The sequence below is a fragment of the Marinomonas sp. ATLA20 genome, assembly GCF_057180105.1.
Genome location: NZ_JBXUKU010000015.1, coordinates 34834 through 60083, shown reverse-complemented (window position 1 = coordinate 60083; position 25250 = coordinate 34834). Strand labels below are relative to the sequence as shown.

At 45.2% G+C, this 25250-nt stretch carries 28 protein-coding genes and 4 tRNA genes; all 32 read left to right on the top strand.

Annotated elements, in window-relative coordinates; all coding sequences use genetic code 11:
- Positions 1–14: 14 nt before the first annotated feature.
- The 32 genes from AC2A4J_RS18540 (at position 15) to rplX (ending at position 25235) form a co-directional block, all read left to right on the top strand.
- Positions 15–968, top strand: a complete 954-nt coding sequence (locus AC2A4J_RS18540; RefSeq protein WP_484177034.1) for a biotin--[acetyl-CoA-carboxylase] ligase — start codon at positions 15–17, stop codon at positions 966–968.
- Complete coding sequence (locus tag AC2A4J_RS18535) at positions 952–1686, top strand: type III pantothenate kinase (protein WP_484177033.1); 735 nt, start codon at positions 952–954, stop codon at positions 1684–1686. The genes AC2A4J_RS18540 and AC2A4J_RS18535 overlap by 17 nt, the downstream gene beginning before the upstream one ends.
- Positions 1683–2387: an SPOR domain-containing protein gene (locus AC2A4J_RS18530; protein WP_484177032.1), complete on the top strand. Its 705-nt coding sequence runs from the start codon at positions 1683–1685 to the stop codon at positions 2385–2387. Before AC2A4J_RS18535 ends, AC2A4J_RS18530 begins: the two co-directional genes overlap by 4 nt.
- Before the next feature lie 74 nt (positions 2388–2461).
- Positions 2462–2545 (top strand) — tRNA-Tyr (locus AC2A4J_RS18525).
- Between the two features lie 3 nt (positions 2546–2548).
- Positions 2549–2623, top strand: a tRNA-Gly gene (locus tag AC2A4J_RS18520).
- Positions 2624–2627: 4 nt separating this feature from the next.
- Positions 2628–2703: transfer RNA gene (locus AC2A4J_RS18515), tRNA-Thr, on the top strand.
- Positions 2704–2819: 116 nt separating this feature from the next.
- Positions 2820–2895, top strand: a tRNA-Trp gene (locus tag AC2A4J_RS18510).
- 40 nt (positions 2896–2935) lie between these two features.
- On the top strand, positions 2936–3304 hold the full coding sequence (gene secE, locus AC2A4J_RS18505; protein WP_072841851.1) for a preprotein translocase subunit SecE: 369 nt from the start codon (positions 2936–2938) through the stop codon (positions 3302–3304).
- Between the two features lie 9 nt (positions 3305–3313).
- On the top strand, positions 3314–3847 hold the full coding sequence (nusG, locus tag AC2A4J_RS18500) for a transcription termination/antitermination protein NusG (protein ID WP_255827137.1): 534 nt from the start codon (positions 3314–3316) through the stop codon (positions 3845–3847).
- Positions 3848–3896: 49 nt separating this feature from the next.
- Positions 3897–4331, top strand: coding sequence for a 50S ribosomal protein L11 (gene rplK, locus AC2A4J_RS18495; protein ID WP_211536701.1), 435 nt, complete (start codon positions 3897–3899; stop codon positions 4329–4331).
- A complete protein-coding gene (gene rplA, locus AC2A4J_RS18490; RefSeq protein WP_255827136.1) occupies positions 4331–5032 on the top strand; it encodes a 50S ribosomal protein L1 in 702 nt (233 codons plus the stop codon). Before rplK ends, rplA begins: the two co-directional genes overlap by 1 nt.
- Positions 5033–5265: 233 nt before the next feature.
- Positions 5266–5766, top strand: a complete 501-nt coding sequence (gene rplJ, locus AC2A4J_RS18485) for a 50S ribosomal protein L10 (protein WP_255827135.1) — start codon at positions 5266–5268, stop codon at positions 5764–5766.
- An 82-nt stretch (positions 5767–5848) separates the two neighbouring features.
- Positions 5849–6217, top strand: coding sequence for a 50S ribosomal protein L7/L12 (gene rplL / locus AC2A4J_RS18480; protein WP_255827134.1), 369 nt, complete (start codon positions 5849–5851; stop codon positions 6215–6217).
- 188 nt (positions 6218–6405) lie between these two features.
- Positions 6406–10506, top strand: coding sequence for a DNA-directed RNA polymerase subunit beta (gene rpoB, locus AC2A4J_RS18475; protein ID WP_255827133.1), 4101 nt, complete (start codon positions 6406–6408; stop codon positions 10504–10506).
- A 65-nt stretch (positions 10507–10571) separates the two neighbouring features.
- Positions 10572–14774: a DNA-directed RNA polymerase subunit beta' gene (rpoC, locus tag AC2A4J_RS18470; RefSeq protein WP_255827132.1), complete on the top strand. Its 4203-nt coding sequence runs from the start codon at positions 10572–10574 to the stop codon at positions 14772–14774.
- A 137-nt stretch (positions 14775–14911) separates the two neighbouring features.
- On the top strand, positions 14912–15286 hold the full coding sequence (rpsL, locus tag AC2A4J_RS18465; protein ID WP_012071941.1) for a 30S ribosomal protein S12: 375 nt from the start codon (positions 14912–14914) through the stop codon (positions 15284–15286).
- 99 nt (positions 15287–15385) lie between these two features.
- On the top strand, positions 15386–15859 hold the full coding sequence (gene rpsG, locus AC2A4J_RS18460; RefSeq protein WP_012071940.1) for a 30S ribosomal protein S7: 474 nt from the start codon (positions 15386–15388) through the stop codon (positions 15857–15859).
- A 21-nt stretch (positions 15860–15880) separates the two neighbouring features.
- Positions 15881–17974 (top strand): elongation factor G, encoded by a 2094-nt coding sequence (gene fusA / locus AC2A4J_RS18455; protein ID WP_484177031.1) that lies wholly within the window; start codon positions 15881–15883, stop codon positions 17972–17974.
- A 35-nt stretch (positions 17975–18009) separates the two neighbouring features.
- Positions 18010–19233, top strand: a complete 1224-nt coding sequence (tuf, locus tag AC2A4J_RS18450; RefSeq protein WP_255827130.1) for an elongation factor Tu — start codon at positions 18010–18012, stop codon at positions 19231–19233.
- Between the two features lie 207 nt (positions 19234–19440).
- A complete protein-coding gene (gene rpsJ, locus AC2A4J_RS18445) occupies positions 19441–19752 on the top strand; it encodes a 30S ribosomal protein S10 (RefSeq protein WP_012071937.1) in 312 nt (103 codons plus the stop codon).
- Between the two features lie 128 nt (positions 19753–19880).
- On the top strand, positions 19881–20519 hold the full coding sequence (rplC, locus tag AC2A4J_RS18440; protein ID WP_114412703.1) for a 50S ribosomal protein L3: 639 nt from the start codon (positions 19881–19883) through the stop codon (positions 20517–20519).
- 12 nt (positions 20520–20531) lie between these two features.
- On the top strand, positions 20532–21137 hold the full coding sequence (gene rplD, locus AC2A4J_RS18435; protein ID WP_113918284.1) for a 50S ribosomal protein L4: 606 nt from the start codon (positions 20532–20534) through the stop codon (positions 21135–21137).
- Positions 21134–21430: a 50S ribosomal protein L23 gene (gene rplW, locus AC2A4J_RS18430; protein ID WP_012071934.1), complete on the top strand. Its 297-nt coding sequence runs from the start codon at positions 21134–21136 to the stop codon at positions 21428–21430. Before rplD ends, rplW begins: the two co-directional genes overlap by 4 nt.
- Before the next feature lie 14 nt (positions 21431–21444).
- A complete protein-coding gene (gene rplB / locus AC2A4J_RS18425; RefSeq protein ID WP_255827129.1) occupies positions 21445–22269 on the top strand; it encodes a 50S ribosomal protein L2 in 825 nt (274 codons plus the stop codon).
- A gap of 15 nt (positions 22270–22284) precedes the next feature.
- A complete protein-coding gene (gene rpsS / locus AC2A4J_RS18420; protein ID WP_012071932.1) occupies positions 22285–22560 on the top strand; it encodes a 30S ribosomal protein S19 in 276 nt (91 codons plus the stop codon).
- Positions 22561–22574: 14 nt separating this feature from the next.
- Positions 22575–22907: a 50S ribosomal protein L22 gene (gene rplV / locus AC2A4J_RS18415; RefSeq protein ID WP_012071931.1), complete on the top strand. Its 333-nt coding sequence runs from the start codon at positions 22575–22577 to the stop codon at positions 22905–22907.
- 14 nt (positions 22908–22921) lie between these two features.
- Positions 22922–23602: a 30S ribosomal protein S3 gene (rpsC, locus tag AC2A4J_RS18410; RefSeq protein ID WP_012071930.1), complete on the top strand. Its 681-nt coding sequence runs from the start codon at positions 22922–22924 to the stop codon at positions 23600–23602.
- A 10-nt stretch (positions 23603–23612) separates the two neighbouring features.
- Positions 23613–24026, top strand: a complete 414-nt coding sequence (gene rplP / locus AC2A4J_RS18405) for a 50S ribosomal protein L16 (protein WP_110577369.1) — start codon at positions 23613–23615, stop codon at positions 24024–24026.
- Positions 24027–24218, top strand: coding sequence for a 50S ribosomal protein L29 (gene rpmC, locus AC2A4J_RS18400; RefSeq protein ID WP_110577370.1), 192 nt, complete (start codon positions 24027–24029; stop codon positions 24216–24218).
- Between the two features lies 1 nt (position 24219).
- Entirely contained in the window at positions 24220–24480 is a 261-nt protein-coding gene (gene rpsQ / locus AC2A4J_RS18395; protein ID WP_067020128.1) for a 30S ribosomal protein S17, read from the top strand.
- A gap of 51 nt (positions 24481–24531) precedes the next feature.
- Positions 24532–24900, top strand: coding sequence for a 50S ribosomal protein L14 (rplN, locus tag AC2A4J_RS18390; protein WP_067020125.1), 369 nt, complete (start codon positions 24532–24534; stop codon positions 24898–24900).
- A 17-nt stretch (positions 24901–24917) separates the two neighbouring features.
- Entirely contained in the window at positions 24918–25235 is a 318-nt protein-coding gene (rplX, locus tag AC2A4J_RS18385) for a 50S ribosomal protein L24 (RefSeq protein ID WP_255827128.1), read from the top strand.
- The last annotated feature ends 15 nt before the right edge of the window (positions 25236–25250 follow it).

Here is a 25250-nt window from a genome sequence, read left to right as displayed (position 1 = left end):
ATTGGAGCGTGTTGATGCAAGCTGTTTTGGCCCTGCTTAGTGATAATGAATTTCACTCTGGTGAAGAGTTGGGGGCAGCATTGGGAGTGACTCGTGCCGCAATTTGGAAAAAGCTTAAAAAACTAGAATCTATTGGTTTGACGGTTCATTCGGTAAAGGGGCGTGGTTATCGATTGCCAACGCCAATCGAATTGTTGTCAGAAGATACGCTGCGAGAAAGTGGCGTACCAAATGAGGTGGCTATCAAATTAGCGTTTGAGACGGAGTCAACCAACGGTGATGTTAAGCAGTATATCTCGCAAGGTAAGCCATTGCCTATTTTGATCTCGGTAGAGCGTCAGACTCAAGGTAAAGGGCGTCGTGGGCGTCAATGGGAGTCTGGTGTTGCAAAAAACATCACATTTTCATTTGCGTGGCGTTTCGATAATGGACCAAATGTTGTAGAAGGGTTGAGTCTTGCTGTTGGTGTTGCTGTGGCGCGGGTATTGAAAAAAGCTGGTATTCCGAATCCTGGCTTGAAGTGGCCCAATGATGTCCAAGTGGATGGTCAAAAAATTTGTGGGATTTTGTTAGAGATGGTTGCTGATCAGGATGTTTGTCACGTTATCATTGGTGTCGGACTTAATGTCGAAATGGATGACGCTTTCATGACTCTCGTTGATCAGCCTTGGACCGATCTCGTTTCTCGGCTGAAGTCTCGACCGAGTCGAAATGTTCTTTTGGCTGAGCTAACCAAAGAGTTGATCGATATATGTCAGCTGTTTGAAGATGGCAATGGAATGAAGCATTTCCAATATCAGTGGCAAGCGTACGATGTCTTATTTAATCAGCCTGTTACTGTCAGTACGGTTTCTCAGCAACGTCAGGGTATTGCAAGAGGGATCGATCAGAAAGGCGCTTTGCTTCTAGAAGAAAATGGTGAGCTGGTGGCTCTTCATGGAGGAGAGATTAGTGTCCGTCGTGGGTAGGGTTTTGATTGTTGATGCCGGTAACACGAGTATCAAGTTTACCGCGTTTGAGGGTGAGCAAGTATTGTGGGTTGAGCGAGGGGACAGTTGCCCTACAGAATATGGTTTTGTTCCTGATGTCATCTACTTTGCCAGTGTAAGGTCTAAAGAGCAGAGTGCATTATTGCATGCTGACATTCAGGCCGAGTTTCCACAAAGCGAATGGCTGACATTGACGAGTCAGGCTATTGCGTGCGGGGTACGTAATGCCTATGTTGAACCTGAGCGATTGGGGATCGACCGCTGGCTTGGTGTGATTGCTGCTCATCACCTAATGAAAAGTGATGTCGTTGTGGTGGATGCAGGGACTGCAATTAAAGTAGATGTGGTCAATAAAAAAGGGGTTCATCTAGGTGGCTATATTGCTCCTGGATTGGCGATGATGGAAGGCGCACTGCTTTCTCAAACGGCTAGGATTCGCTATGAGGCTGATGAGGTTGTCGCAGGTCTTGGGTTGCCTGACTCTACAGCAAGAGCGGTGACCGAAGGTTGTCGTGAAATGGCGTTGGGCTTTTTGGAGCGTATCCATCATTGTTACCCAGAGTATAAGTGGGTTGTGACAGGGGGAGATTCTCAAGCACTGTTAGACTTTTTAGGGGTTCCATTAGAGTGTCAGACCAACCTTGTGGCGTTGGGTGCAAAGCTAGTTGGTGATGAAAGGTTAAGAGGCAATAAATGAAGTGGCTATTTCTTTTTGTAGTGTTGCTTAATGCTGCCTTTTTGAGTTGGCATAGCTTTGTTCAGGATAAGCAGGAGAAGAATCAAGAATCTATCTATGGTCCACCTGTTAGCGAAAAAATTCATCTATTGTCTGAAGCGCCTGCGGTGACAGAGCAAGACTATAATGCCGGAACGGAAGCGAACGAAAGTCTTGAAGAGGCGCTTGGTAAGGTTATTGATGAGGCTTCTGGTGATTCGCCTGAATTATTCTGCCCGCGTCTAGAAACAGAGCGAGATGAGGATAAAAAACAAGTTGCCCAAGTATTGAAGAGTTTCGGTTGGTCTTATAAGGATAGAGAGGTTTCAGGTAAACGGCCTAAATTTTGGCTCTATATAGCGGCACCTGAAACGCCCGCCATTGCAGAGCGGATAGTTAAAGAGTTGGCCTCTAAATCCATTGATAGCTTTGTTATTAACCGTGCTGAAATGAAGAATCGTATCTCGCTAGGTTTGTACTCTTCAAAAGAACGAGCGGATCAAGCAAAAACGCGTATTGAAAACGTATCTGGCTATGCTGTTGATGTTTATGAACATATGCGAAATGTTCCGCTTCAACAGATAGATATAGCGCAACCGGTTGATGAAAAAGACTGGGAACAGTTTATGTCACGCTTCGATCTAACCAAGATGATGATAAAAGTAGAAAAAAATCCTTGCTAGCGCTTGCAATTGGCAAGACGATTCATATAATGGCTCCCACCTTTTGGGGTGTTGCGTTGTAGCGCTGAGTACGTGGAGGGGTTCCCGAGTGGCCAAAGGGAGCAGATTGTAAATCTGCCACGAAAGTTTCGGTGGTTCGAATCCACCTCCCTCCACCAATTGCGGGTATGGTATAGTGGCTATTACCTCAGCCTTCCAAGCTGAAGAGGCGGGTTCGATTCCCGCTACCCGCTCCAAGTTGCTCATGTAGCTCAGTTGGTAGAGCACACCCTTGGTAAGGGTGAGGTCGGCAGTTCAAATCTGCTCATGAGCTCCAGCATTTCCAATGCAAAAGATAGGTGGTTTAGCCGCCTTTTTTATTGTCTGTTTTTTGGGCAGATACCCTTGCTAGATTTAGCTTGTTCAGGTATCATCCTTCGCCCATACGAATGTAGGCCAATAGTTCAATTGGTAGAGCACCGGTTTCCAAAACCGGCTGTTGGGGGTTCGAGTCCCTCTTGGCCTGCCATCTTTCGTATCCTATTTCTTAGTTAGGGATCACCTGAAGTATGAGTTCGAGTACTGAAGCTCAAGCGTCTCGCGGAGATGTGTTTAAGTGGGCAATTGTTGTTCTGCTAGTTGCGGTAGGCGTGATTGGTAATAACTATTATTCTGCTGAGTCACTATTGTATCGCTTAATCGCTATCTTGGTGTTGGCTGGTGTTGCCGGTTTTGTTGCGTTGCAGACTGTGAAAGGTAAGGCTTTTTTTACTTTGGCAAAAGAAGCTAAAACTGAAATTCGCAGGGTTGTATGGCCAACTAGGCAAGAAACCATGCAAACAACCTTAATAGTGTTAGCGGTTGTTGTTTTTATGTCTCTCGTGCTATGGGGGGTGGATTCGTTCCTTGGTTGGATCGTTTCCTCGGTAATTAGTTAGGAGTTGCTCGTGACCAAACGATGGTATGTAGTACAAGCGTACTCAGGGTACGAAAAGCACGTAATGCGTTCGCTAATGGAGCGAGTGCAGGTTATGGGGCAGGAAGAAAATTTTGGTGACATTTTGGTGCCGACTGAAGAAGTGGTCGAAATCCGAGATGGCAAAAAGCGCAAGAGTGAAAGAAAATTCTATCCAGGTTATGTATTGGTTCAAATGGATATGAATGACGCCTCTTGGCATTTGGTTAAAGGCACGTCTCGTGTGCTTGGTTTTATTGGTGGTACGGCTGACAAGCCTTCTCCGATCACGAGTCGTGAAGCAGACGCTATTTTGCAGCGTGTTAGTGATGGGGTTGATAAACCTCGTCCTAAGACCTTGTTTGAAGTGGGTGAGGTTGTTCGTGTTAACGAAGGCCCATTTGCTGATTTCAATGGTGTTGTAGAAGAAGTGGATTACGATAAAAGTCGAATCAAAGTGGCAGTGCTTATTTTTGGGCGCTCTACGCCAGTTGATTTGGAATTTAGTCAGGTTGAAAAAGCCTGATTTTGTTGAACGGGTAGCCTTCGGGCAGTGACCCAATTGGAGTTGAAAAATGGCTAAGAAAGTCCAAGCTTATATCAAGCTACAAGTTAAAGCGGGTCAAGCGAACCCAAGTCCACCAGTTGGTCCAGCACTTGGTCAGCACGGTGTGAATATCATGGAGTTCTGTAAAGCGTTTAATGCGAAAACTCAAGGCGTTGAGCCGGGTCTTCCTACGCCTGTTATTATCACTGTATACAGTGATCGTAGCTTTACATTTGAAACTAAGTCTACTCCTGCGGCAGTTTTGCTTAAAAAAGCAGCTGGCTTGAAGAGTGGTTCTCCACGTCCAAACACTCAGAAAGTTGGTACGGTTACTCGTGCTCAACTAGAAGAGATTGTTGTTGCTAAGCAGGCTGATTTGACTGCTTCTAACATGGATGCAGCAGTTCGTACTATTGCTGGTAGCGCACGCGCTATGGGTCTAGAAGTTGAAGGTGTTAACTAATGGCTAAATTAACTAAACGCGCTCGCTTGATCGCTGAAAAAGTAGAAGCAACTAAGTTTTACTCTGTAGAAGAAGCTGTTTCTCTATTGTCTGAGCTTTCTACTGTTAAGTTTAAAGAATCTATCGACGTATCTGTAAACTTGGGCGTTGACCCACGTAAATCTGATCAGGTTGTTCGTGGTTCTACAGTATTGCCTCATGGTGCTGGTAAAGATGTTCGTGTTGCTGTATTTGCACAAGGTGCAAATGCAGAAGCTGCGAAAGAAGCTGGTGCAGATGTTGTTGGTTTCGAAGATTTGGCTGAGCAAGTTAAAGCTGGCAACCTTGACTTTGACGTAGTTATTGCATCTCCAGATGCAATGCGTATCGTTGGTCAACTAGGTCAGGTTCTAGGTCCGCGTGGTCTAATGCCTAACCCTAAAGTTGGCACAGTAACGCCTGATGTTGCTACTGCAGTACGAAATGCAAAAGCAGGTCAAGCTCGTTACCGTACAGATAAAAATGGTATCATCCATGCTGCTGTTGGCTCTATTGAGTTTGCTGCTGATGCTATCAGAGGTAACTTGGAAGCGCTTTTGGCCGACTTGCGTCGTGCTAAACCAGCGTCTTCTAAAGGTGTTTACCTGAAGAAAGTGACTTTGTCCTCTACAATGGGACCTGGTCTACAAATTGATCTAAGTGCGCTTAACTCTACTAAGTAAGCATGTTTAGATCATGAGCTTTGGGGTCTGCCTTCATTAATTTGTTGAGCAGGCCGTCAAAGACCGCAGGAACCTAACGGTTTAATAACAACGTTGAAAAATGTTTGTCCTGCGCAGATGGTGTGGCCCGATTCAGATATACTTGGATCTAACTCACCAGCAAGTACTTCGAGAAATCGAAGAGTTGGTAAAAATAAGAGGTAATTTACCTCTGCTAATCCAGGAGAAAACCAGTGGCATTAGGTCTAGAAGACAAAAAAGCCATTGTCGCCGAAGTTAGCGAAGTTGCCAAAACTGCGTTGTCTGCGGTTGTTGCTGATTCTCGCGGTGTTACCGTGAGCAGCATGACTGCACTACGTAAAGAAGCGCGCGAAGCAGGTGTTTATGTACGTGTAGTACGTAACACTTTGGCTCGCCGTGCAGTTGAAGGTACTGACTTCGAATGTCTAGCTGAGAGCTTTGTTGGTCCTACGTTAATTGCTTTTTCAAACGAACACCCAGGTGCGGCTGCTCGTTTGTTGAAAGCTTTTGCGAAAGCGAATGATAAGCTTGAAGTTAAGGCGTTGGCGTTCAACGGTGAGTTGATCCCAGCTGGCGACATTGATCGTTTGGCAACATTGCCTACATACGACGAAGCTATTGCGAAACTGATGAGTGTTATGCAGGGCGCAACAAGCAAGCTTGCACGTACTCTTGCAGCGATTCGCGATCAAAAAGAGCAAGAAGCGGCGTAATACGAATTATCGTATCGTTTCTTGATAAATATTTTGTTTTATCACCCTTGGGTGATTATAAAGAATGCTAGGAATCTGAGTCATGGCTCTAACTAAAGAAGATATCATCAATGCAGTAGCAGAAATGTCTGTGATGGACGTTGTTGAACTAATTTCTGCAATGGAAGAAAAATTCGGTGTAACTGCAGCTGTAGCTGCTGCTGGTCCTGCTGCTGAAGCTGGTCCTGCTGCTGAAGCTCAAACTGAATTTGACGTTGTTCTTACTGCTGCAGGCGATAAGAAAGTTAACGTAATTAAAGCAGTTCGTGCAGCAACTGGTCTAGGCTTGAAAGAAGCTAAAGCTATCGTTGACGGCGCTCCAATGACTGTTAAAGAAGGCGCTTCTAAAGAAGACGCTGACGCACTTAAGAAAGAGCTTGAAGAAGCTGGTGCATCTGTCGAAATCAAGTAATGATACTTGCATTTCCAGATTTCGACCAATAGTCGAAATGGCTGGTGACATTATTGTCGCCGGCCTTTTTGGGTTTCTAAAACTCAAATAAAACTTAGAAGAATTTTCACGTGGGAGATAATGCTCCCATAAATGGTAAGGCCTGATTTGGGCCTTTTGCGTCAATGTGCACAAGCTGGGGAATGCTGATGGCTTACTCATACACTGAGAAAAAACGTATCCGTAAGGATTTCGGTAAACTGCCGCCCGTTTTGGATGTGCCATACTTGCTGGCAATTCAGCTTGAATCCTACCGTAATTTTCTGCAAGAAGGTAAAAGCCTTGCAGAGCGTGGGGAATTAGGTCTGCATGGGGCCTTTAAATCTGTCTTTCCAATGGTCAGCTTTTCCGGCAATGCGGCGCTAGAATACGTCGATTACCGTTTAGGCAAGCCAGTTTTTGATGTTAAAGAGTGTCAGTTGCGTGGTGTTACTTACGCGGCACCTTTACGTGTTCGTGTACGACTAATTATTTATGATAAAGAGTCGTCCAACAAGGCAATCAAAGACATTCGCGAGCAAGAAGTCTACATGGGCGAAATTCCGCTTATGACAGACAATGGTACCTTTGTAATTAACGGGACTGAGCGTGTTATTGTATCTCAATTGCATCGTTCTCCTGGTGTGTTCTTCGACCACGATCGTGGTAAGACACACTCTTCAGGCAAGTTACTACATTCTGCTCGTATTATTCCTTACCGCGGTTCATGGTTGGACTTCGAGTTTGATCCAAAAGATTGCGTATTTGTTCGTATTGACCGTCGTCGTAAGTTGCCGGCAACGATTTTGTTGCGCGCCTTGGGTTACGGAACAGAGCAAATCCTAGATACTTTCTTTGAATCTACGCGTTTCTATTTGAAGCGTGATGGTTTTGAAATGGATCTAATTGCAAATCGCTTACGTGGCGAGACTGCACTGTTTAATATTGCTGATGCTAACGGCGAACTGATCGTAGAAGAAGGTCGTCGTATTACTGCTAAGCACATCCGCGTGATGGAAAAATCAGGTCTTGAGCGCCTATCTGTGCCGCTTGAGTACATGCTTGGCAAGGTAACAGCGAAAAACTTAGTTCATCCTTCAACGGGTGAGTTGATTGCGGAAGCAAACACTGAGTTGTCTGTTGATTTGCTGGAAGCCTTAGTTTCTTCTGGTATTACTGAAGTTGAAACGCTTTATACGAACGATTTGGACAATGGTCCATTTATTTCTGACACGCTTCGTATTGACCCAACTAGTAATCAGTTAGAAGCTCTAGTTGAAATCTATCGCATGATGCGTCCTGGCGAGCCGCCAACCAAAGAATCTGCTGAAGGCTTATTCCAAGGCTTGTTCTTCTCTGAAGATCGTTATGACTTGTCTGGCGTTGGTCGAATGAAGTTCAACCGCCGCTTGGGTCGTGAAGAAGATACGGGTGCTGGCGTTCTTGATAACGACGATATTGTTGCTGTTCTTAAAACCTTGCTTGATATCCGTAACGGTAACGGCATGGTTGATGATATCGATCACTTGGGTAACCGTCGAGTTCGTTCTGTTGGCGAAATGGCCGAGAACCAATTCCGTGTTGGCCTTGTTCGTGTTGAGCGTGCAGTGAAAGAGCGTTTGTCAATGGCGGAAGCTGATGGCCTTATGCCTCAAGATCTTTTGAATGCGAAGCCAGTTGCTGCCGCTATTAAAGAGTTCTTCGGTTCAAGCCAGTTGTCTCAGTTTATGGACCAAAACAACCCGCTATCTGAAGTAACGCATAAGCGTCGTGTTTCAGCGTTAGGGCCTGGTGGTCTTACACGTGAACGCGCAGGCTTTGAAGTACGTGACGTACACGCTACTCACTATGGCCGTGTTTGTCCTATCGAAACACCAGAAGGTCCAAACATTGGTTTGATCAACTCGCTATCTACTTATGCGCGTACTAACAGCTACGGCTTCTTAGAAACGCCATACCGTAAGATTATTGATGGCAAGATGACTGATGAAACAGTGTATATCTCTGCGATCGATGAAGCGAAATACGTAATTGCCCAAGCGTCTGCGAATGTTGATGCGGAAGGCCGTTTGGTTGATGAGTTGGTTCAGGTGCGTCATATGCACGAAACTACTTTGATTCCAAAAGAAAAAGTAAACCTAATGGACGTGTCACCTCGTCAGGTTGTTTCTGTTGCGGCATCTTTGATCCCGTTCCTAGAGCACGATGATGCTAACCGTGCATTGATGGGATCGAACATGCAGCGTCAAGCCGTACCGACACTTAAGGCCGATAAGCCTGTAGTTGGTACTGGTATGGAAAAAAATGTAGCAAAAGACTCTGGTGTTTGTATCGTCGCGAATCGCGGTGGTGTGATTGAGTCTGTTGATGCGAGCCGTATCGTTGTACGTGTGAACTCAGAAGAAACAATTGCTGGTGAAGCGGGTGTAGATATCTACAACCTGACTAAATACGTACGTTCTAACCAGAACACATGTATTAATCAGCGTACTTTGGTAATGAAGGGTGAGAAGGTTGCTTCTGGCGACATTATGGCCGATGGTCCTTCTGTTGATATGGGTGATTTGGCGCTTGGTCAAAACATGCGTATTGCTTTCATGCCTTGGAATGGTTTCAACTTCGAAGACTCGATCCTAGTATCTGAGCGTGTTGTAGAAGAAGATCGATTCACTTCTATCCACATTCAAGAGTTAACGTGTGTTGCACGTGATACTAAGCTTGGGCCTGAAGAAATCACTGCCGATATCCCTAACGTGGGTGAAGGTGCGCTTTCTAAGTTGGATCAATCCGGTATCGTATACATCGGTGCAGAAGTTGAGCCAGGCGATATTCTAGTTGGTAAAGTGACGCCTAAGGGTGAAACACAGCTAACGCCTGAAGAGAAACTTTTGCGAGCTATCTTCGGTGAAAAAGCGTCTGACGTAAAAGATACGTCGCAACGTGTTAAGACGGGTACGCGCGGTACAGTTATCGACGTGCAAGTTTTCACTCGTGATGGCATTGAAAAAGATGACCGTGCTAAGTTCATTGAAAAATCGCAGCTTGATCAAGTTCGTAAAGACTTGAACGAAGAGTTCCGTATTGTCGAGAAAGCAACGTTTGAGCGTCTAGCTGAAGCCCTAATCGGCCAGCAAGCGGAAGGCGGTCCTAGCTTGGCTCGCAATGCGATTATTACGGAAGAGTACTTGGCGAATCTTGATCACCCTGAGTGGTTTAAAATTCGTGTTGCTAATGAAGAAGCGAGTGAGCAGCTTGAAAAAGCACAAGCCGCTTTGATTGAGCGCCGTAAAGAGCTTGATGCGAAATTTGAAGATAAGAAACGCAAATTACAAACAGGTGATGATCTAGCGCCTGGCGTTCTTAAGATCGTTAAAGTTTATGTTGCCATCAAACGTCGTATCCAGCCAGGTGATAAAATGGCCGGTCGTCATGGTAACAAGGGTGTAATTTCGAAAATTATGCCAGTTGAAGACATGCCGTATGATGAAAACGGTGATCCAGTTGATATCGTATTGAACCCGCTAGGTGTTCCTTCGCGTATGAACGTTGGTCAGGTTTTGGAGACTCACTTAGGTGCGGCATCTAAAGGCTTGGGTCGTAAGATCAACGAAATGCTTGTTGTGGAGCGTGAGAAAGCAGAGGCGGTTGCAGAACTGCGTAGCTTCCTCGATGAAATCTACAATGGCTACGAAGGCGACTTGCGTTGTGCTCGTACGGAAGATCTAGACAGCTTTACAGACGAAGAAATTTTAACCTTGGCCTCCAACCTAACGGGCGGTGTTCCAATGGCGTCTGGCGCCTTTGATGGTGCAAAAGAAGCTGAGATCAAGCGTATGTTGCGCTTAGCTGGAATCAACGAAAGTGGTCAGGTTAAATTATTTAACGGCCGTACTGGTGATGCTTTTGAACGTCCTGTAACGGTTGGTTACATGTATATGCTTAAGTTGAATCACTTGGTTGACGACAAAATGCACGCACGTTCTACCGGTTCTTACAGCTTGGTTACTCAGCAGCCGCTGGGTGGTAAAGCTCAGTTCGGTGGTCAGCGTTTCGGGGAGATGGAAGTATGGGCACTAGAAGCATATGGTGCTGCTTACACGCTTCAAGAGATGTTGACTGTTAAGTCCGATGACGTAAATGGCCGTACTAAGATGTATAAAAACATCGTAGACGGTGACCACCGTATGGAACCTGGCATGCCTGAGTCCTTCAACGTGTTGGTGAAAGAGATTCGTTCTCTTGGTATCGATATCGAGCTAGAAAACGAATAAGCACGAATCACATTTGACCTGCTGGGGAGCAAGACTCCCCGGCCTTACGAGTGGGGCGAATATCCATGAAAGACTTATTAGGTCTTCTAAAATCACAGGGACAATCTGACGAGTTTGATGCGATCCGCATTGGCTTGGCGTCACCAGATATGATTCGTTCATGGTCTTACGGTGAAGTTAAGAAGCCAGAGACCATCAACTACCGTACGTTCAAACCAGAACGTGACGGTTTGTTCTGTGCAAAAATCTTTGGTCCTATTAAGGACTACGAATGCTTGTGTGGTAAATATAAGCGTTTGAAACACCGCGGTGTTATCTGTGAGAAGTGTGGCGTTGAAGTGGCTCTGTCTAAAGTGCGTCGTGAACGCATGGGTCACATTGAGCTTGCATCGCCTGTTGCTCATATTTGGTTCTTGAAATCTCTACCGTCACGTATCGGTCTTATCATGGATATGACGTTGCGTGATATTGAGCGTGTTTTGTATTTTGAATCTTTCATCGTGATTGATCCAGGTATGACGACGCTTGAAAAAGGCCAGTTGCTAAATGACGAACAGTATTTTGAAGCGCTAGAAGAATTCGGTGACGAATTTGATGCCCGTATGGGTGCGGAAGCGGTTCAAATGTTGCTTCGCGATTTGGATATGCCTGTAGAAATTAACAGCATGCGTGAAGAGCTAAACAGCACAAATTCTGAAACTCGCATTAAGAAGCTTTCTAAGCGTCTTAAGCTAGTTGAAGCATTCTATCATTCTGGTAACAACCCAGAGTGGATGGTGCTAGATGTATTGCCTGTTCTTCCGCCAGATCTTCGTCCATTGGTACCACTTGAGGGTGGCCGTTTTGCGACGTCTGATTTGAACGACCTTTATCGTCGTGTGATTAACCGTAACAACCGTCTAAAGCGCCTGTTAGAGCTTTCAGCACCAGATATTATCGTACGTAACGAAAAGCGTATGTTGCAAGAATCTGTTGATGCTTTGCTTGATAACGGTCGTCGTGGTCGCGCTATTACTGGTTCTAACAAGCGTCCATTGAAATCTTTGGCTGACATGATCAAAGGTAAGCAAGGTCGTTTCCGTCAGAACTTGCTAGGTAAGCGTGTTGACTATTCTGGTCGTTCTGTAATCACAGTAGGTCCATCACTGCGTCTACATCAGTGTGGTCTACCTAAGAAAATGGCACTTGAGTTATTCAAGCCATTCATTTTCTCTAAGCTTGAACTTCGTGGCATGGCGACGACGATCAAAGCAGCGAAGAAAATGGTTGAGCGTGAAACGCCTGAAGTGTGGGATATCCTTGATGAGGTTATCCGTGAACATCCAGTGATGTTGAACCGTGCGCCAACACTTCACCGTTTGGGTATCCAAGCGTTTGAACCAATGTTGATCGAAGGTAAAGCGATTCAGTTGCATCCATTAGTGTGTGCGGCATATAACGCCGATTTCGATGGTGACCAAATGGCGGTTCACGTTCCGTTGACTATCGAAGCGCAGCTAGAAGCTCGTGCTTTGATGATGTCTACGAACAACATCCTATCACCAGCAAACGGCGAGCCGATCATCGTTCCTTCCCAGGACGTTGTATTGGGTCTGTACTATATGACTCGTGAGAAAATCAATGCCAAGGGTGAAGGCATGGCGTTTTCTGACATCAAAGAAGTACACCGTGCATATGGTGCGAAACAAGTTGAATTGCATGCCAAAGTAAAAGTACGTATCAGCCAAGTTGATACGACGCTTGAAGGCGACAAAGTGCCGTCTACTTTCATTGCAGATACAACGGTTGGTCGTGCTTTGTTGTTTGATATCGTTCCTGATGGCCTACCGTTCTCCGTGGTTAACCAAACCATGAAGAAAAAGGCGATCTCTAACTTGATCAACGAGTGTTACCGTAAAGTGGGCTTGAAAGAGAGCTGTATCTTTGCAGACCAATTGATGTACACAGGTTTTGCTTACGCAACAGCGTCTGGCTCTTCTGTTGGTGTTGATGACTTTGTTATCCCGCCAGAGAAGGCAGAGATCATTGCTAAAGCAGAGGCGGAAGTTAAAGAAATCGAATACCAATATGCAGATGGTCTTGTAACGCAAGGCGAGAAGTATAATAAAGTAATCGATTTATGGTCTCGTACTAACGAAACTGTAACTGAAGCCATGATGAAAAACTTGGCAAAAGAGATGACTGTCAACAAAGCAGGTGAAACGGTTGAACAACAATCTTTCAACTCTGTATATATGATGGCCGACTCTGGCGCCCGTGGTAGTGTTGCGCAGATGCGTCAGCTAGGTGGTATGCGTGGTCTGATGGCGAAGCCAGATGGATCCATCATCGAAACACCAATCACTGCGAACTTCCGTGAAGGTTTATCAGTACTTCAGTACTTTACCTCTACACACGGTGCTCGTAAGGGTCTAGCTGATACAGCATTGAAAACAGCCAACTCTGGTTACTTGACTCGTCGTCTAGTAGATGTAGCGCAGGATTTGGTTATCACTGAAGTAGATTGTGGTTCTACAAACGGTATTTCCGTTGCAGCCATGATTGAAGGTGGTGATGTGGTCGTGCCGTTAGGTCATCGCGTATTGGGTCGTGTAGTAGCTCAAGACGTTATTGACGGCAAAGGCGATTTCGTTCTTGCAGCTGGTACTTTGATTGACGAGCATGATGTTCGTACTATTGAAGCGGCTGGTGTGGATGAAATGATCATTCGTTCCGTTATCACATGTAATACGCGTCATGGTGTATGTGCTAAGTGTTACGGTCGTGATCTTGCTCGTGGTCATCAGGTTAACATCGGTGAAGCGATTGGTGTTGTTGCAGCACAGTCTATCGGTGAGCCAGGTACACAGTTGACGATGCGTACGTTCCACATCGGTGGTGCGGCATCTCGAGCGTCTGCGATTGATAGTGTTCAGGTGAAGAGTGCGGGTACGGTACGTTTCAATAAAATGAAGAGTATCGAGCGCCACACAGGTCATCTAGTCGTTGCATCTCGTTCTTCTGAATTGGCAATTGCTGATGAAGCTGGTCGTGAGAAAGAGCGTTATAAGCTTCCTTACGGTGCGGTATTGAGTGTTCGTGAAGGTGATCAAGTTACTGCGGGTCAAATCGTTGCTAACTGGGATCCACATACACACCCAATCGTATCTGAGATGGAAGGTCGTCTTGAATTCAGCGGTATGGAAGAGAACGTTACTATTCGTCGTCAATCTGACGAAATGACGGGCTTGACTACGATTGAAGTGATGGAAATGCGTGACCGTCCTGCGGCTGGTAAAGACATACGTCCGATGATTGCCGTTGTTGATGCAGAGGGTAATCCTGTATTGATTCCTGGTACTGAATCACCAGTACAGTACATGCTTCCTGAAAAAGCATTGTTGAGCTTAGATCATGGCGCAACAGTGAAATCAGGTGAGGTTCTTGCACGTATTCCTCAAGAATCTATCGGTAACAAAGATATTACCGGTGGTTTGCCACGAGTGGCAGATCTATTCGAAGCGCGTCGTCCGAAAGATCCAGCTGTTATGGCGGAAACGAGCGGTGTGGTTAGCTTCGGTAAAGAAACAAAAGGTAAAATTCGTTTGGTTATCACACCTCAAAATGGTGATGACCCAGTCGAGACTTTGATTCCTAAATGGCGTCAAATCAACATCTTTGATGGTGAGGAAGTGGCTAAAGGTGAGATTATTGCCGACGGTCCTTTGAGCCCTCATGATATTTTGCGTCTTCAAGGTGTAGAGGCTTTGGCCGATTACATCACGAATGAAGTGCAAGAAGTTTACCGTTTACAAGGCGTAGTAATTAACGATAAGCATATTGAAGTTATCGTTAACCAAATGTTGCGTAAAGTAGAGGTTGGTGAGTCTGGAGATACGGATCTTATCCAAGGTGATCAGGTTGAGTTTACTCATCTGTTAGATGCAAACGAAAAAGCAGAAGCTGAGAATAAGTTCCCAGCCAAGTTTGAGCGTGTGCTTCTAGGTATCACGAAAGCTTCTTTGGCTACTGAGTCCTTTATATCAGCAGCATCTTTCCAAGAAACAACTCGAGTTCTTACGGAAGGTGCGGTAACTGGTAAGAAAGATCACTTACGTGGCTTGAAAGAAAACGTTGTAGTAGGTCGCTTGATACCAGCTGGTACAGGTTTGGCTTACCACAATGAGCGCAAGAGAAAGAAAGAGCTTGCGCTAGCAGCGAAGGAAGGAAGTTCGACAGTAAGTGCATCAGATGTGGAAGAAGCATTGAGTGCAGCACTGAAAGACTAGTTATTTGCTGTTAAATCGTAAGGGAGGTGATTTTTTAGTCGCCTCCCTATTGACTGTTTTATAGGCGCAAATTAAACTTGCGCCTCCTTAATTTTGGCGATTTCCGTCATAAGAATTGGATTTGTGGAGCTTGTCTAATGGCAACCGTTAACCAGTTGGTTCGTAAACCACGTAAACGTAAAGTGGCAAAGAGTGACGTTCCTGCGTTACAAGCTTGTCCGCAACGCCGCGGTGTCTGCACTCGCGTATATACTACTACACCTAAAAAGCCTAACTCGGCTTTGCGTAAAGTATGTCGTGTTCGCTTGACTAACGGCTTCGAAGTTACTTCCTACATCGGCGGTGAAGGTCACAACCTGCAAGAACACAGCGTAGTGCTGATTCGTGGCGGTCGTGTAAAAGATCTTCCAGGTGTTCGTTACCACACAGTACGTGGTAGCTTGGATACTTCAGGCGTACAAAATCGTAAGCAAGGCCGTTCTAAATACGGTACTAAACGTCCTAAGAAATAAGCTAAATAAGCTTAATTCATCGTTTAGACATAATTTTTTAATACAGTAAGGCCGAGCAATAATTGAATTGTCTCGGGCGAACCTGAAGAGGATATAGATATGCCTAGAAGACGCGTCGTCGCTAAGCGTGAAATCCTTCCGGATCCTAAACACGGAAGCCAGATTCTCGCTAAATTTATCAACCATGTAATGGTTAGCGGTAAAAAGTCTGTTGCAGAAAGCATCGTTTACAATGCGCTAAATACTGTAGCAGCTCGCGCTAAAACTGAAGAGCCAATGGCTATCTTCGAAAAAGCATTGGAATCTATCCAGCCAATGGTTGAGGTTAAATCTCGCCGTGTTGGTGGTGCGACTTACCAAGTTCCTGTAGAAGTTCGTCCAGCTCGCCGCGCAGCTTTATCTATGCGTTGGTTGGTTGATGCTTCTCGTAAGCGTGGTGAAAAATCCATGGCTTTGCGTCTAGCTGGCGAAATTTTAGATGCTGCTGAAAACAAAGGTTCTGCTGTTAAGAAACGTGAAGACGTTCATCGCATGGCAGAAGCTAACAAAGCATTCTCTCACTACCGTTTCTAATCATCCGGAGAAGGATACACAGTGGCACGTAAAACACCTATCAACCGCTACCGTAATATCGGTATTTGTGCGCATGTTGATGCAGGTAAAACGACGACAACTGAACGCGTTCTTTTTTATACTGGTCTGTCCCATAAAATTGGTGAAGTGCACGATGGTGCAGCAACAATGGATTGGATGGAGCAAGAGCAAGAGCGTGGTATCACGATAACTTCAGCGGCTACAACATGCTTCTGGAGTGGAATGAATAAGCAGTTTGAAGAGCACCGTGTCAATATTATAGACACACCTGGACACGTAGATTTTACTATCGAAGTAGAGCGTTCTTTGCGTGTGTTAGATGGTGCTGTTGTTGTGCTTTGTGGTTCTTCAGGTGTGCAGCCTCAAACCGAGACGGTTTGGCGTCAAGCGAATAAGTATGAAGTTCCTCGTATGGTGTTCGTCAATAAGATGGATCGTACAGGTGCAGATTTCTTTTCGGTTGTTCGACAGTTAGAAAATCGTCTTGGAGCAAATGCGGTTCCTATTCAAATCAATGTTGGCGCTGAAGAAGATTTCAGAGGTGTCATCGACTTGGTTTTGATGAAAACAATTGTGTGGAGTGAAGAAGATCATGGGATGAGTTTCTCTTTAGAAGAGATTCCTGGTGATTTGCTTGATGAAGCGCAAAAGTGGCGTGAGCACATGGTTGAGGCGGCTGCTGAAGCGAATGATGTATTGATGGAAAAGTACCTTGAAGAAGGTGAGCTAACCATTGAGGAAATAAAGAGCGGCCTGCGAGCTCGTACATTATCCAATGAGATTGTCTTGGTGACATGTGGTTCTGCCTTTAAAAATAAAGGCGTTCAGGCTGTTTTGGATGCTGTTGTTGAATATTTGCCTTCACCGCTTGAAGTAAAAGCGATTGAGGGTACGCTTGAGGATGGTGAAACGGTTGTTACTCGTGTTGCTAATGATGAAGATCCATTTTCGTCATTGGCATTTAAGATTGCAACAGACCCATTTGTAGGTACATTAACATTTATTCGCGTTTATTCTGGTGTGTTGCGCTCTGGTGATGCGGTTTATAATTCTGTTAAGCAGAAGCGTGAACGTATTGGTCGAATGGTGCAAATGCATGCGAATAATCGAGAAGAGATTAAAGAAGTATTGGCGGGTGATATTGCTGCTGTCGTAGGTATGAAATACGTAACTACGGGTGATACGCTTTGCGATATGAAGGATGTTGTTGTACTTGAGCGTATGGAGTTTCCTGAGCCTGTTATATCCGTCGCTGTTGAGCCAAAGTCTCAAGCTGACCAAGATAAGATGGCTGTTGCGCTAGGTAAATTAGCGCAAGAAGATCCTTCTTTTCGAGTGGAGACACACGAAGAAACGGGTCAAACAATTATTTCCGGTATGGGTGAACTGCACCTTGATATTCTTGTCGACCGTATGCGTCGTGAGTTTAAGGTGGAGGCAAACATTGGTAAGCCTCAGGTTTCCTATCGGGAGAAAATTCGCAAAGAAGTGGTGGTTAATCACAAATTTGTGCGTCAATCCGGTGGTCGTGGTCAATACGGTCACGTCGTAATGAAGTTAATCCCAACTGATAAAGATGGGCTTGAGTTTGTTAACGAGATTGTTGGTGGTGCTATTCCTAAAGAATACATCCCTGCAGTAGAAAAGGGTGTTTCAGAGCAAATGAAGAATGGTGTGATCGCTGGTTATCCATTACTGGGTATCAAGGTTGTATTGTTCGATGGTTCATTCCATGATGTTGACTCTAATGAAATGGCCTTTAAAATTGCAGCTTCTCAGGGGCTAAGAAAAGGAGCAGCTGATGCTGATCCTTGCGTTCTTGAACCTGTAATGAAAGTGGAAGTTGTAACTCCTGAAGAATACATGGGTGATGTGATGGGTGACCTGAATCGTCGTCGTGGTGTTGTTCAGGGGATGGACGATTCCCCGTCAGGTAAAATTATTCGTGCTGAAGTTCCTCTCGGGGAGATGTTCGGGTATGCAACTGACGTGCGTAGCTTGTCGCAAGGGCGTGCAAGTTATGCGATGGAGTTTGAGAAATACGCTGAAGCACCGGCTAGTGTGGCAGACGCGATCATCAAAAATGAAGATTAATCATCATACTTACTAATTCTTAAGGTGTATGTATCATGGCAAAGAGTAAATTTGAACGTAGTAAACCGCACGTTAACGTTGGCACAATCGGTCACGTTGACCATGGTAAAACAACTTTAACTGCAGCATTGACTCGCGTATGTGCAGAAGTATTCGGCGGAACAGCTGTTGCTTTTGATGGTATCGATAATGCTCCAGAAGAGCGTGAGCGTGGTATCACTATCTCTACTTCTCACGTAGAGTATGATTCTCCAACTCGTCACTACGCGCACGTAGATTGTCCTGGACACGCCGATTATGTTAAAAACATGATCACTGGTGCTGCTCAAATGGACGGCGCGATCCTAGTTTGTGGTGCGACTGACGGCCCTATGCCTCAGACTCGTGAGCACATCCTTCTTTCTCGCCAAGTAGGTGTTCCTTACATCGTTGTTTTCTTGAACAAGTCTGACTTGTTGGCTGAAGATTGTGGTGGTGCGGATTCTGAAGAATACGCTGAAATGCTAGAATTGGTTGAGATGGAATTGCGTGACCTTCTTTCTGAATACGACTTCCCAGGTGATGATACTCCAATCATCCCAGGTTCTGCGCTAATGGCGTTGAAAGGCGAAGACGACAACGAAATGGGTACAACTGCTGTTAAGAAACTTGTTGAAACTCTTGACGCGTACATCCCTGAGCCAGAGCGTGCTATCGATGGTGCATTCTTGATGCCTATCGAGGACGTATTCTCTATTCAAGGTCGTGGTACAGTTGTTACTGGTCGTGTTGAGCGTGGTATTATCCGCATCCAAGAAGAAGTTGAAATTGTTGGTATCGTTGATACTACTAAGACAACTTGTACTGGTGTAGAGATGTTCCGTAAGCTTCTAGACGAAGGTCGTGCTGGTGAGAACTGTGGTATCCTTCTTCGTGGTACTAAGCGTGAAGACGTTCAGCGTGGTCAAGTATTGGCTAAGCCTGGTTCAATCACTCCTCACACTGAGTTTGAAGCAGAAGTATACGTGTTGGGTAAAGATGAAGGTGGTCGTCACACTCCATTCTTCAAAGGCTACCGTCCTCAGTTCTACTTCCGTACAACTGACGTAACTGGTGCTTGTTCTCTTCCTGAAGGCGTAGAAATGGTTATGCCTGGCGATAACATTCAAATGACTGTTGAGCTAATTCATGCAATCGCGATGGACGAAGGTCTACGTTTCGCGATCCGTGAAGGTGGTCGTACAGTTGGTGCTGGTGTTGTAGCTAAAATCCTTAAGTAATTAGATAGTAATATCTGCTTACTTTGATTTAGAAAAGGCCACTCGCATATCGGGTGGCCTTTTTATTTTATGGTTTATTTTGTTTGTTCAGAAATTGGTTACTTGACAACCAGTTTTTGAATGGCTAATATTCGCCGTCCTTAAAAAAGGATTGTGGCTTAATAAATGTACAGTTAAGTCATTAAAACATTGTATTTGGAGTTGGAAATGCAAAGCCAAAAAATCCGTATTCGTCTGAAAGCGTTTGATCATCGTCTGATCGATGCTTCAACACAAGAAATTGTGGACACAGCGAAACGTACAGGTGCGCAAGTGCGTGGACCGATTCCACTTCCTACTCGCAAAGAGCGTTATACAGTATTGATTTCACCACACGTAAATAAAGATGCGCGTGATCAGTATGAAATCCGTACACACAAACGTGTTCTAGACATCGTTGAGCCAACTGAAAAAACAGTTGATGCGCTAATGAAGCTAGATCTTGCGGCAGGCGTGGAAGTACAAATCTCTTTGGGTTAATAGCTCAAAGTTTGGGGTGCGACAACCGACTGGTTATCAGTCGGCTATATGCACAATAGTGGAATGATCTGGAATGATCAGCCGTAGCGGGTGATAGCCCCATACACAACTGGCAAATGAGGTAAAAAATGACTATTCAATTAGTCGGACGCAAAGCCGGAATGACACGTATCTTCACTGAAGACGGTGTATCCGTGCCAGTAACCGTCATCGAGGTTGAACCGAACCGCGTTACTCAGGTGAAAACAGCAGAAACTGACGGCTACCAAGCTGTTCAGGTAACTGTAGGTTCTCGCCGTTCGAGCCGCGTTAACAAAGCTGCTGCGGGTCATTATGCAAAAGCGAATGTTGAAGCAGGTCGTGGTTTGTGGGAGTTCCGCCTGGCAGGTGACGAAAAAGAAATCAATGTTGGTGATGAGCTAACTGTTGCTGATTTCGAATCTATCCAAATGGTTGATGTAACTGGTCAATCAAAGGGTAAAGGGTTTCAAGGTGCCATCAAGCGTCATAATTTTAGTATGCAAGACGCTACTCATGGTAACTCGTTGTCTCACCGTGCACCTGGTTCTATCGGCCAATGTCAAACACCTGGTCGTGTTTGGAAAGGCAAGAAGATGGCTGGCCATATGGGTGCTGCACAAGTAACTACTCAATCACTAGAAGTGGTTCGTGTAGACACAGAACGTAACCTTATCCTTGTGAAAGGTGCCGTGCCTGGTGCAGTAAATGGTGATGTTATTCTTCAATCAGCTGTTAAAGCTCGCTAAGAGGGGTAGACAATGAACTTGAATCTAACAGGCGCGGAAGGAACTGTAGAAGTTTCTGATGTAGCCTTTGCTCGTGAATACAACGAAGCGTTGGTTCACCAAGTAGTTACATCTTACTTGGCTGGCGCTCGTCAAGGCTCACGTGCACAGAAAACACGCTCTGAAGTAGCAGGTGGTGGACGCAAACCTTGGAAACAAAAAGGTTCTGGTCGTGCACGCGCAGGTACTATCCGTAGCCCTCTATGGCGCTCTGGTGGTGTTACTTTCGCTGCTAAGCCACAAGATCACTCTCAGAAAGTGAACAAGAAGATGTACCGTGCAGCAATGCGCACCATCTGGTCTGAGCTTGTACGTCAAGACCGTCTTGTTGTTGTAGAAGATCTTAAATTGGAAGCTCCAAAAACTAAGCTCTTCATAGCAAAAATGGCAGAATTGAATATTGAGAACGCTTTGATTGTTTCCGATCAATTGGATGACAATTTATTCTTAGCGGCTCGCAACATTCCTAACGTAGATGTACGTGATGCAGCGTCTATCGACCCTGTTAGCTTGATTGCTTACGACAAAGTGTTGGTGACAGTTGGTGCTCTGAAACAAGTTGAGGAGGCACTAGCATGATCGGCGAACGTATTTATAAAGTTCTGTTGGGTCCACATATTTCCGAAAAAGCAACGATCGTAGCCGAAGGCAATGGTCAGTATGTTTTTCGTGTAACTGGTGATGCAACGAAACCTGAAATCAAACAAGCTATCGAAGCGCTTTTTGAAGTCAAAGTTGAGTCTGTTCGCACGTTGAACCATAAAGGTAAAACGAAACGCACAGTTCGTGGTTTAGGTAAACGTAAAGACGTGAAAAAAGCGTATGTACGTTTGGCTGAAGGCCAAGACATTGATTTCATGGTCGCTGAATAAGGGGAGATAGGTCAATGGCTGTTGTTAAAAGTAAGCCAACGTCTGCAGGCCGTCGTCACGTTGTTAAAGTTACCAACAACGATTTGCACAAAGGCGCACCATATGCACCTTTGCTAGACACAAAAAGCAAATCTGGTGGACGTAACAATAACGGACGCATCACTACGCGTCACGTAGGTGGTGGTCATAAGCAGCATTACCGTATGGTTGATTTTCGTCGTAATAAAGATGGAATTTCTGCGGTAGTTGAGCGTTTGGAATATGATCCAAACCGTTCTGCAAATATTGCATTGATTAGATATGCTGATGGTGAGCGTCGTTACATTATCGCTTCCAAAGGTATGGTCGCTGGCAATATCGTTTTTAGTGGTGCAGATGCACCTATCAAAGCGGGTAATACTTTGCCTCTGCAAAATATCCCAGTTGGTAGTACTGTACACTGTATCGAGCTTAAGCCAGGTAAAGGTGCACAAGTTGCCCGTTCCGCTGGTGCTTCTGCTCAGCTAGTTGCTCGTGAAGGTCGTTACGTTACTCTTCGCCTACGTTCAGGTGAGATGCGTAAAGTATTGACAGAATGTCGCGCTACTTTAGGTGAAGTATCAAACTCTGAGCATAGCTTACGAGTTCTTGGTAAAGCTGGTGCTACGCGTTGGCGTGGTGTTCGTCCTACCGTTCGCGGTTCGGCGATGAACCCAGTTGATCACCCACATGGTGGTGGTGAAGGTCGTAGCAAAGGTGGTCGTCACCCAGTTACACCATGGGGTGTGCCTACTAAAGGTTACAAAACGCGCAGCAACAAGCGTACTGATAAACTTATTGTACGTCGCCGTACTAAGTAATAAGAGGAAACGACTGTGCCACGTTCACTAAAAAAAGGTCCTTTTATCGACCTTCATTTGTTGAAAAAGGTAGAGGCTGCGGTAGAGAAAAATGATCGTCGTCCAATTAAAACTTGGTCACGCCGTTCTACTATCTTCCCTGATTTTGTAGGGTTGACTATCGCTGTCCATAATGGTCGCCAGCATGTTCCAGTTCTAGTAACTGAAGATATGGTCGGTCATAAATTGGGTGAGTTCGCTCCGACCCGTACATATCGTGGTCATGCTGCGGACAAGAAAGCCAAACGGTAATAAGGGGTATTAACATGAGTGAAGTAAAAGCTTCATTGAAGGGTGCTCGCCTCTCAGCGCAGAAGGCCCGTTTGGTTGTAGATCAAATCCGCGGCAAATCTGTTAGCGAAGCACTGAACATTTTAACGTTCAGTCCTAAAAAGGCGGCAGTAATTGTCAAGAAAGTACTAGAGTCTGCTATAGCTAACGCTGAGCATAACGAAGGTGCTGATGTAGATGACTTGCGTGTGTCTACGGCTTACGTTGATGAGGCAATGACTCTGAAACGTATTATGCCACGTGCCAAAGGCCGTGCTGACCGTATTCTAAAACGCGGTTGCCATATTACAGTTAAAGTCGCTGACTAATTAGGAGAAACCCAATGGGTCAGAAGGTTCATCCAACTGGTATACGCCTAGGGATAGTTAAAGATCATACTTCTACTTGGTATGCTAATAATCAAAACTACTCTAAGCTGTTATTAAACGATCTTCAGGTTCGTGCGTTCCTGGAGAAAAAATTGGTCCAGGCTTCTGTTTCTCGTATTGAGATTCAGCGCCCTGCTCAGACAGCTCGTATTACAATTCACACTGCCCGTCCGGGTATTGTGATTGGTAAGAAAGGCGAAGATGTTGAGAAACTACGTAATGCAGTTTCTGAAATGATGGGCGTACCTGTCCACATTAACATCGAAGAAATTCGCAAGCCTGAAATGGATGCTAAATTGGTTGCGCAAAATATTGCTAGCCAACTTGAGCGTCGCGTAATGTTCCGTCGTGCTATGAAGCGCGCAGTACAAAATGCTATGCGTGCAGGCGCGAAAGGTATCAAGGTTCAGGTAAGTGGTCGTTTAGGCGGTGCAGAAATTGCACGTGCTGAGTGGTACCGTGAAGGCCGTGTGCCTCTACACACTCTACGCGCTGACATTGACTACGCTACTTATGAAGCTGCTACAACTTACGGCATCATTGGCGTAAAAGTGTGGATCTTCAAAGGCGAAATCTTGGGCGGTATTGAACAAGTGCGAGCTGACAAAGGCGCACAAAAGAAGAAGTCTAAGTAGGGGGTAAGTCATGTTACAACCGAAACGTACTAAGTTCCGCAAAATGCAGAAAGGCCGTAACCGCGGTCTTGCTCTTCGCGGAAACCAAGTTAGCTTTGGTGAATTCGGATTGAAGTCCACTGAACGTGGTCGTCTTACTGCTCGTCAAATTGAAGCGGCGCGTCGTGCAATGACTCGTCATATCAAACGTGGCGGTAAAATCTGGATTCGTGTGTTCCCTGATAAGCCGATTACTCAGAAACCTCTTGAGGTTCGTCAGGGTAAAGGTAAGGGTAGCGTAGAATACTGGGTTGCACAGATTCAACCTGGAAAAATGCTTTATGAAGTTGAGGGCGTTTCAGAACAGTTAGCTCGCGAAGCATTCGCGTTGGCTGCTGCTAAGCTTCCTCTGTCCACAACTTTCGTAACGCGTACGGTGATGTAGATGAAAGCAAAAGAACTGCAAGAAAAGTCTGTAGCTGAGCTACAAGCGACCTTGATTGAACTGCTACGTGAGCAATTTACTCTGCGCATGCAGAAAGCCACTGGTCAGTTAGCGCAAACTCATTTGCTCTCGCAAGTTCGCCGCAATATCGCACGTGTTAAAACCGTGCTAAACGATAAGGCAGGTAACTAAGATGGCAGAAACAAAAGCGCGTACAGCTACTGGTAAAGTAGTAAGCGACAAGATGGATAAAACCATCACGGTACTAGTTGAACGTACAGAAAAACACCCTTTATACGGTAAGTTTGTACGTCGTTCATCTAAACTACACGCTCATGATGAAAACAATGAGTGCCAGATCGGTGATACAGTTAAGGTCGTTGAAACACGTCCTTACTCTAAGTCTAAGACTTGGAATCTGGTTCAAGTTGTAGAGAAAGCAGCAGCTGTATAAGCTGCTCCTTCCTTCGTGAGACTTGTTATCTAATTTGATTGGAGAGCAGTAATGATTCAAACAGAATCGATGCTTGATGTAGCAGATAACAGCGGCGCAAAGCGTGTTCAGTGTATTAAAGTACTGGGTGGCTCACATCGTCGTTATGCTGCTATCGGTGACATCATTAAGGTCACAGTGAAAGAAGCGATCCCACGTGGTCGTGTTAAAAAAGGGCAGGTTCTTAACGCAGTTGTCGTTAGAACTAAGAAAGGTGTTCGTCGTTCTGATGGTTCAGTAATCCGTTTTGATGTAAACTCAGCGGTTCTATTGAATGCTTCAGGACAGCCTATTGGTACTCGTATCTTTGGCCCTGTAACACGTGAATTGCGTACAGAGCAGTTCATGAAAATTGTTTCTCTTGCACCAGAAGTGCTGTAAGAGGGAGAGGGGACATTATGCGTAAGATCAAACGTAACGACGAAGTTATCGTAATTGCTGGTAAAGACAAAGGCAAGCGCGGTAAAGTTGTTAAGGTAGTAGACGAAAATCGAGTTCTAGTTTCTGGCATTAACACTGTTAAGAAGCACGAGAAACCAAACCCTATGAAGGGTTCAACTGGTGGTATCGTTGAACAAGAAGCACCTATCCAGGTTTCCAATGTAGCAATCTATAACGATGCTACTGGTAAAGCGGATCGCGTCGGCTTTAAATTGAACGAAGACGGTACGAAAGTGCGTGTTTTTAAATCAAATAGTGAAGCGATCGACGCCTAAGAGCGAGAATTATAG

Coding starts and splice junctions, on each gene's coding strand:
- AC2A4J_RS18540 (WP_484177034.1), top strand. CDS start 15: ATGCAAGCTGTTTTGGCCCTGCTTAGTGATAATGAATTTCACTCTGGT.
- AC2A4J_RS18530 (WP_484177032.1), top strand. CDS start 1,683: ATGAAGTGGCTATTTCTTTTTGTAGTGTTGCTTAATGCTGCCTTTTTG.
- secE (WP_072841851.1), top strand. CDS start 2,936: ATGAGTTCGAGTACTGAAGCTCAAGCGTCTCGCGGAGATGTGTTTAAG.
- rplK (WP_211536701.1), top strand. CDS start 3,897: ATGGCTAAGAAAGTCCAAGCTTATATCAAGCTACAAGTTAAAGCGGGT.
- rplA (WP_255827136.1), top strand. CDS start 4,331: ATGGCTAAATTAACTAAACGCGCTCGCTTGATCGCTGAAAAAGTAGAA.
- rplL (WP_255827134.1), top strand. CDS start 5,849: ATGGCTCTAACTAAAGAAGATATCATCAATGCAGTAGCAGAAATGTCT.
- rpoB (WP_255827133.1), top strand. CDS start 6,406: ATGGCTTACTCATACACTGAGAAAAAACGTATCCGTAAGGATTTCGGT.
- rpoC (WP_255827132.1), top strand. CDS start 10,572: ATGAAAGACTTATTAGGTCTTCTAAAATCACAGGGACAATCTGACGAG.
- rpsL (WP_012071941.1), top strand. CDS start 14,912: ATGGCAACCGTTAACCAGTTGGTTCGTAAACCACGTAAACGTAAAGTG.
- rpsG (WP_012071940.1), top strand. CDS start 15,386: ATGCCTAGAAGACGCGTCGTCGCTAAGCGTGAAATCCTTCCGGATCCT.
- tuf (WP_255827130.1), top strand. CDS start 18,010: ATGGCAAAGAGTAAATTTGAACGTAGTAAACCGCACGTTAACGTTGGC.
- rpsJ (WP_012071937.1), top strand. CDS start 19,441: ATGCAAAGCCAAAAAATCCGTATTCGTCTGAAAGCGTTTGATCATCGT.
- rplC (WP_114412703.1), top strand. CDS start 19,881: ATGACTATTCAATTAGTCGGACGCAAAGCCGGAATGACACGTATCTTC.
- rplD (WP_113918284.1), top strand. CDS start 20,532: ATGAACTTGAATCTAACAGGCGCGGAAGGAACTGTAGAAGTTTCTGAT.
- rplW (WP_012071934.1), top strand. CDS start 21,134: ATGATCGGCGAACGTATTTATAAAGTTCTGTTGGGTCCACATATTTCC.
- rplB (WP_255827129.1), top strand. CDS start 21,445: ATGGCTGTTGTTAAAAGTAAGCCAACGTCTGCAGGCCGTCGTCACGTT.
- rplV (WP_012071931.1), top strand. CDS start 22,575: ATGAGTGAAGTAAAAGCTTCATTGAAGGGTGCTCGCCTCTCAGCGCAG.
- rpsC (WP_012071930.1), top strand. CDS start 22,922: ATGGGTCAGAAGGTTCATCCAACTGGTATACGCCTAGGGATAGTTAAA.
- rplP (WP_110577369.1), top strand. CDS start 23,613: ATGTTACAACCGAAACGTACTAAGTTCCGCAAAATGCAGAAAGGCCGT.
- rpmC (WP_110577370.1), top strand. CDS start 24,027: ATGAAAGCAAAAGAACTGCAAGAAAAGTCTGTAGCTGAGCTACAAGCG.
- rpsQ (WP_067020128.1), top strand. CDS start 24,220: ATGGCAGAAACAAAAGCGCGTACAGCTACTGGTAAAGTAGTAAGCGAC.
- rplN (WP_067020125.1), top strand. CDS start 24,532: ATGATTCAAACAGAATCGATGCTTGATGTAGCAGATAACAGCGGCGCA.
- rplX (WP_255827128.1), top strand. CDS start 24,918: ATGCGTAAGATCAAACGTAACGACGAAGTTATCGTAATTGCTGGTAAA.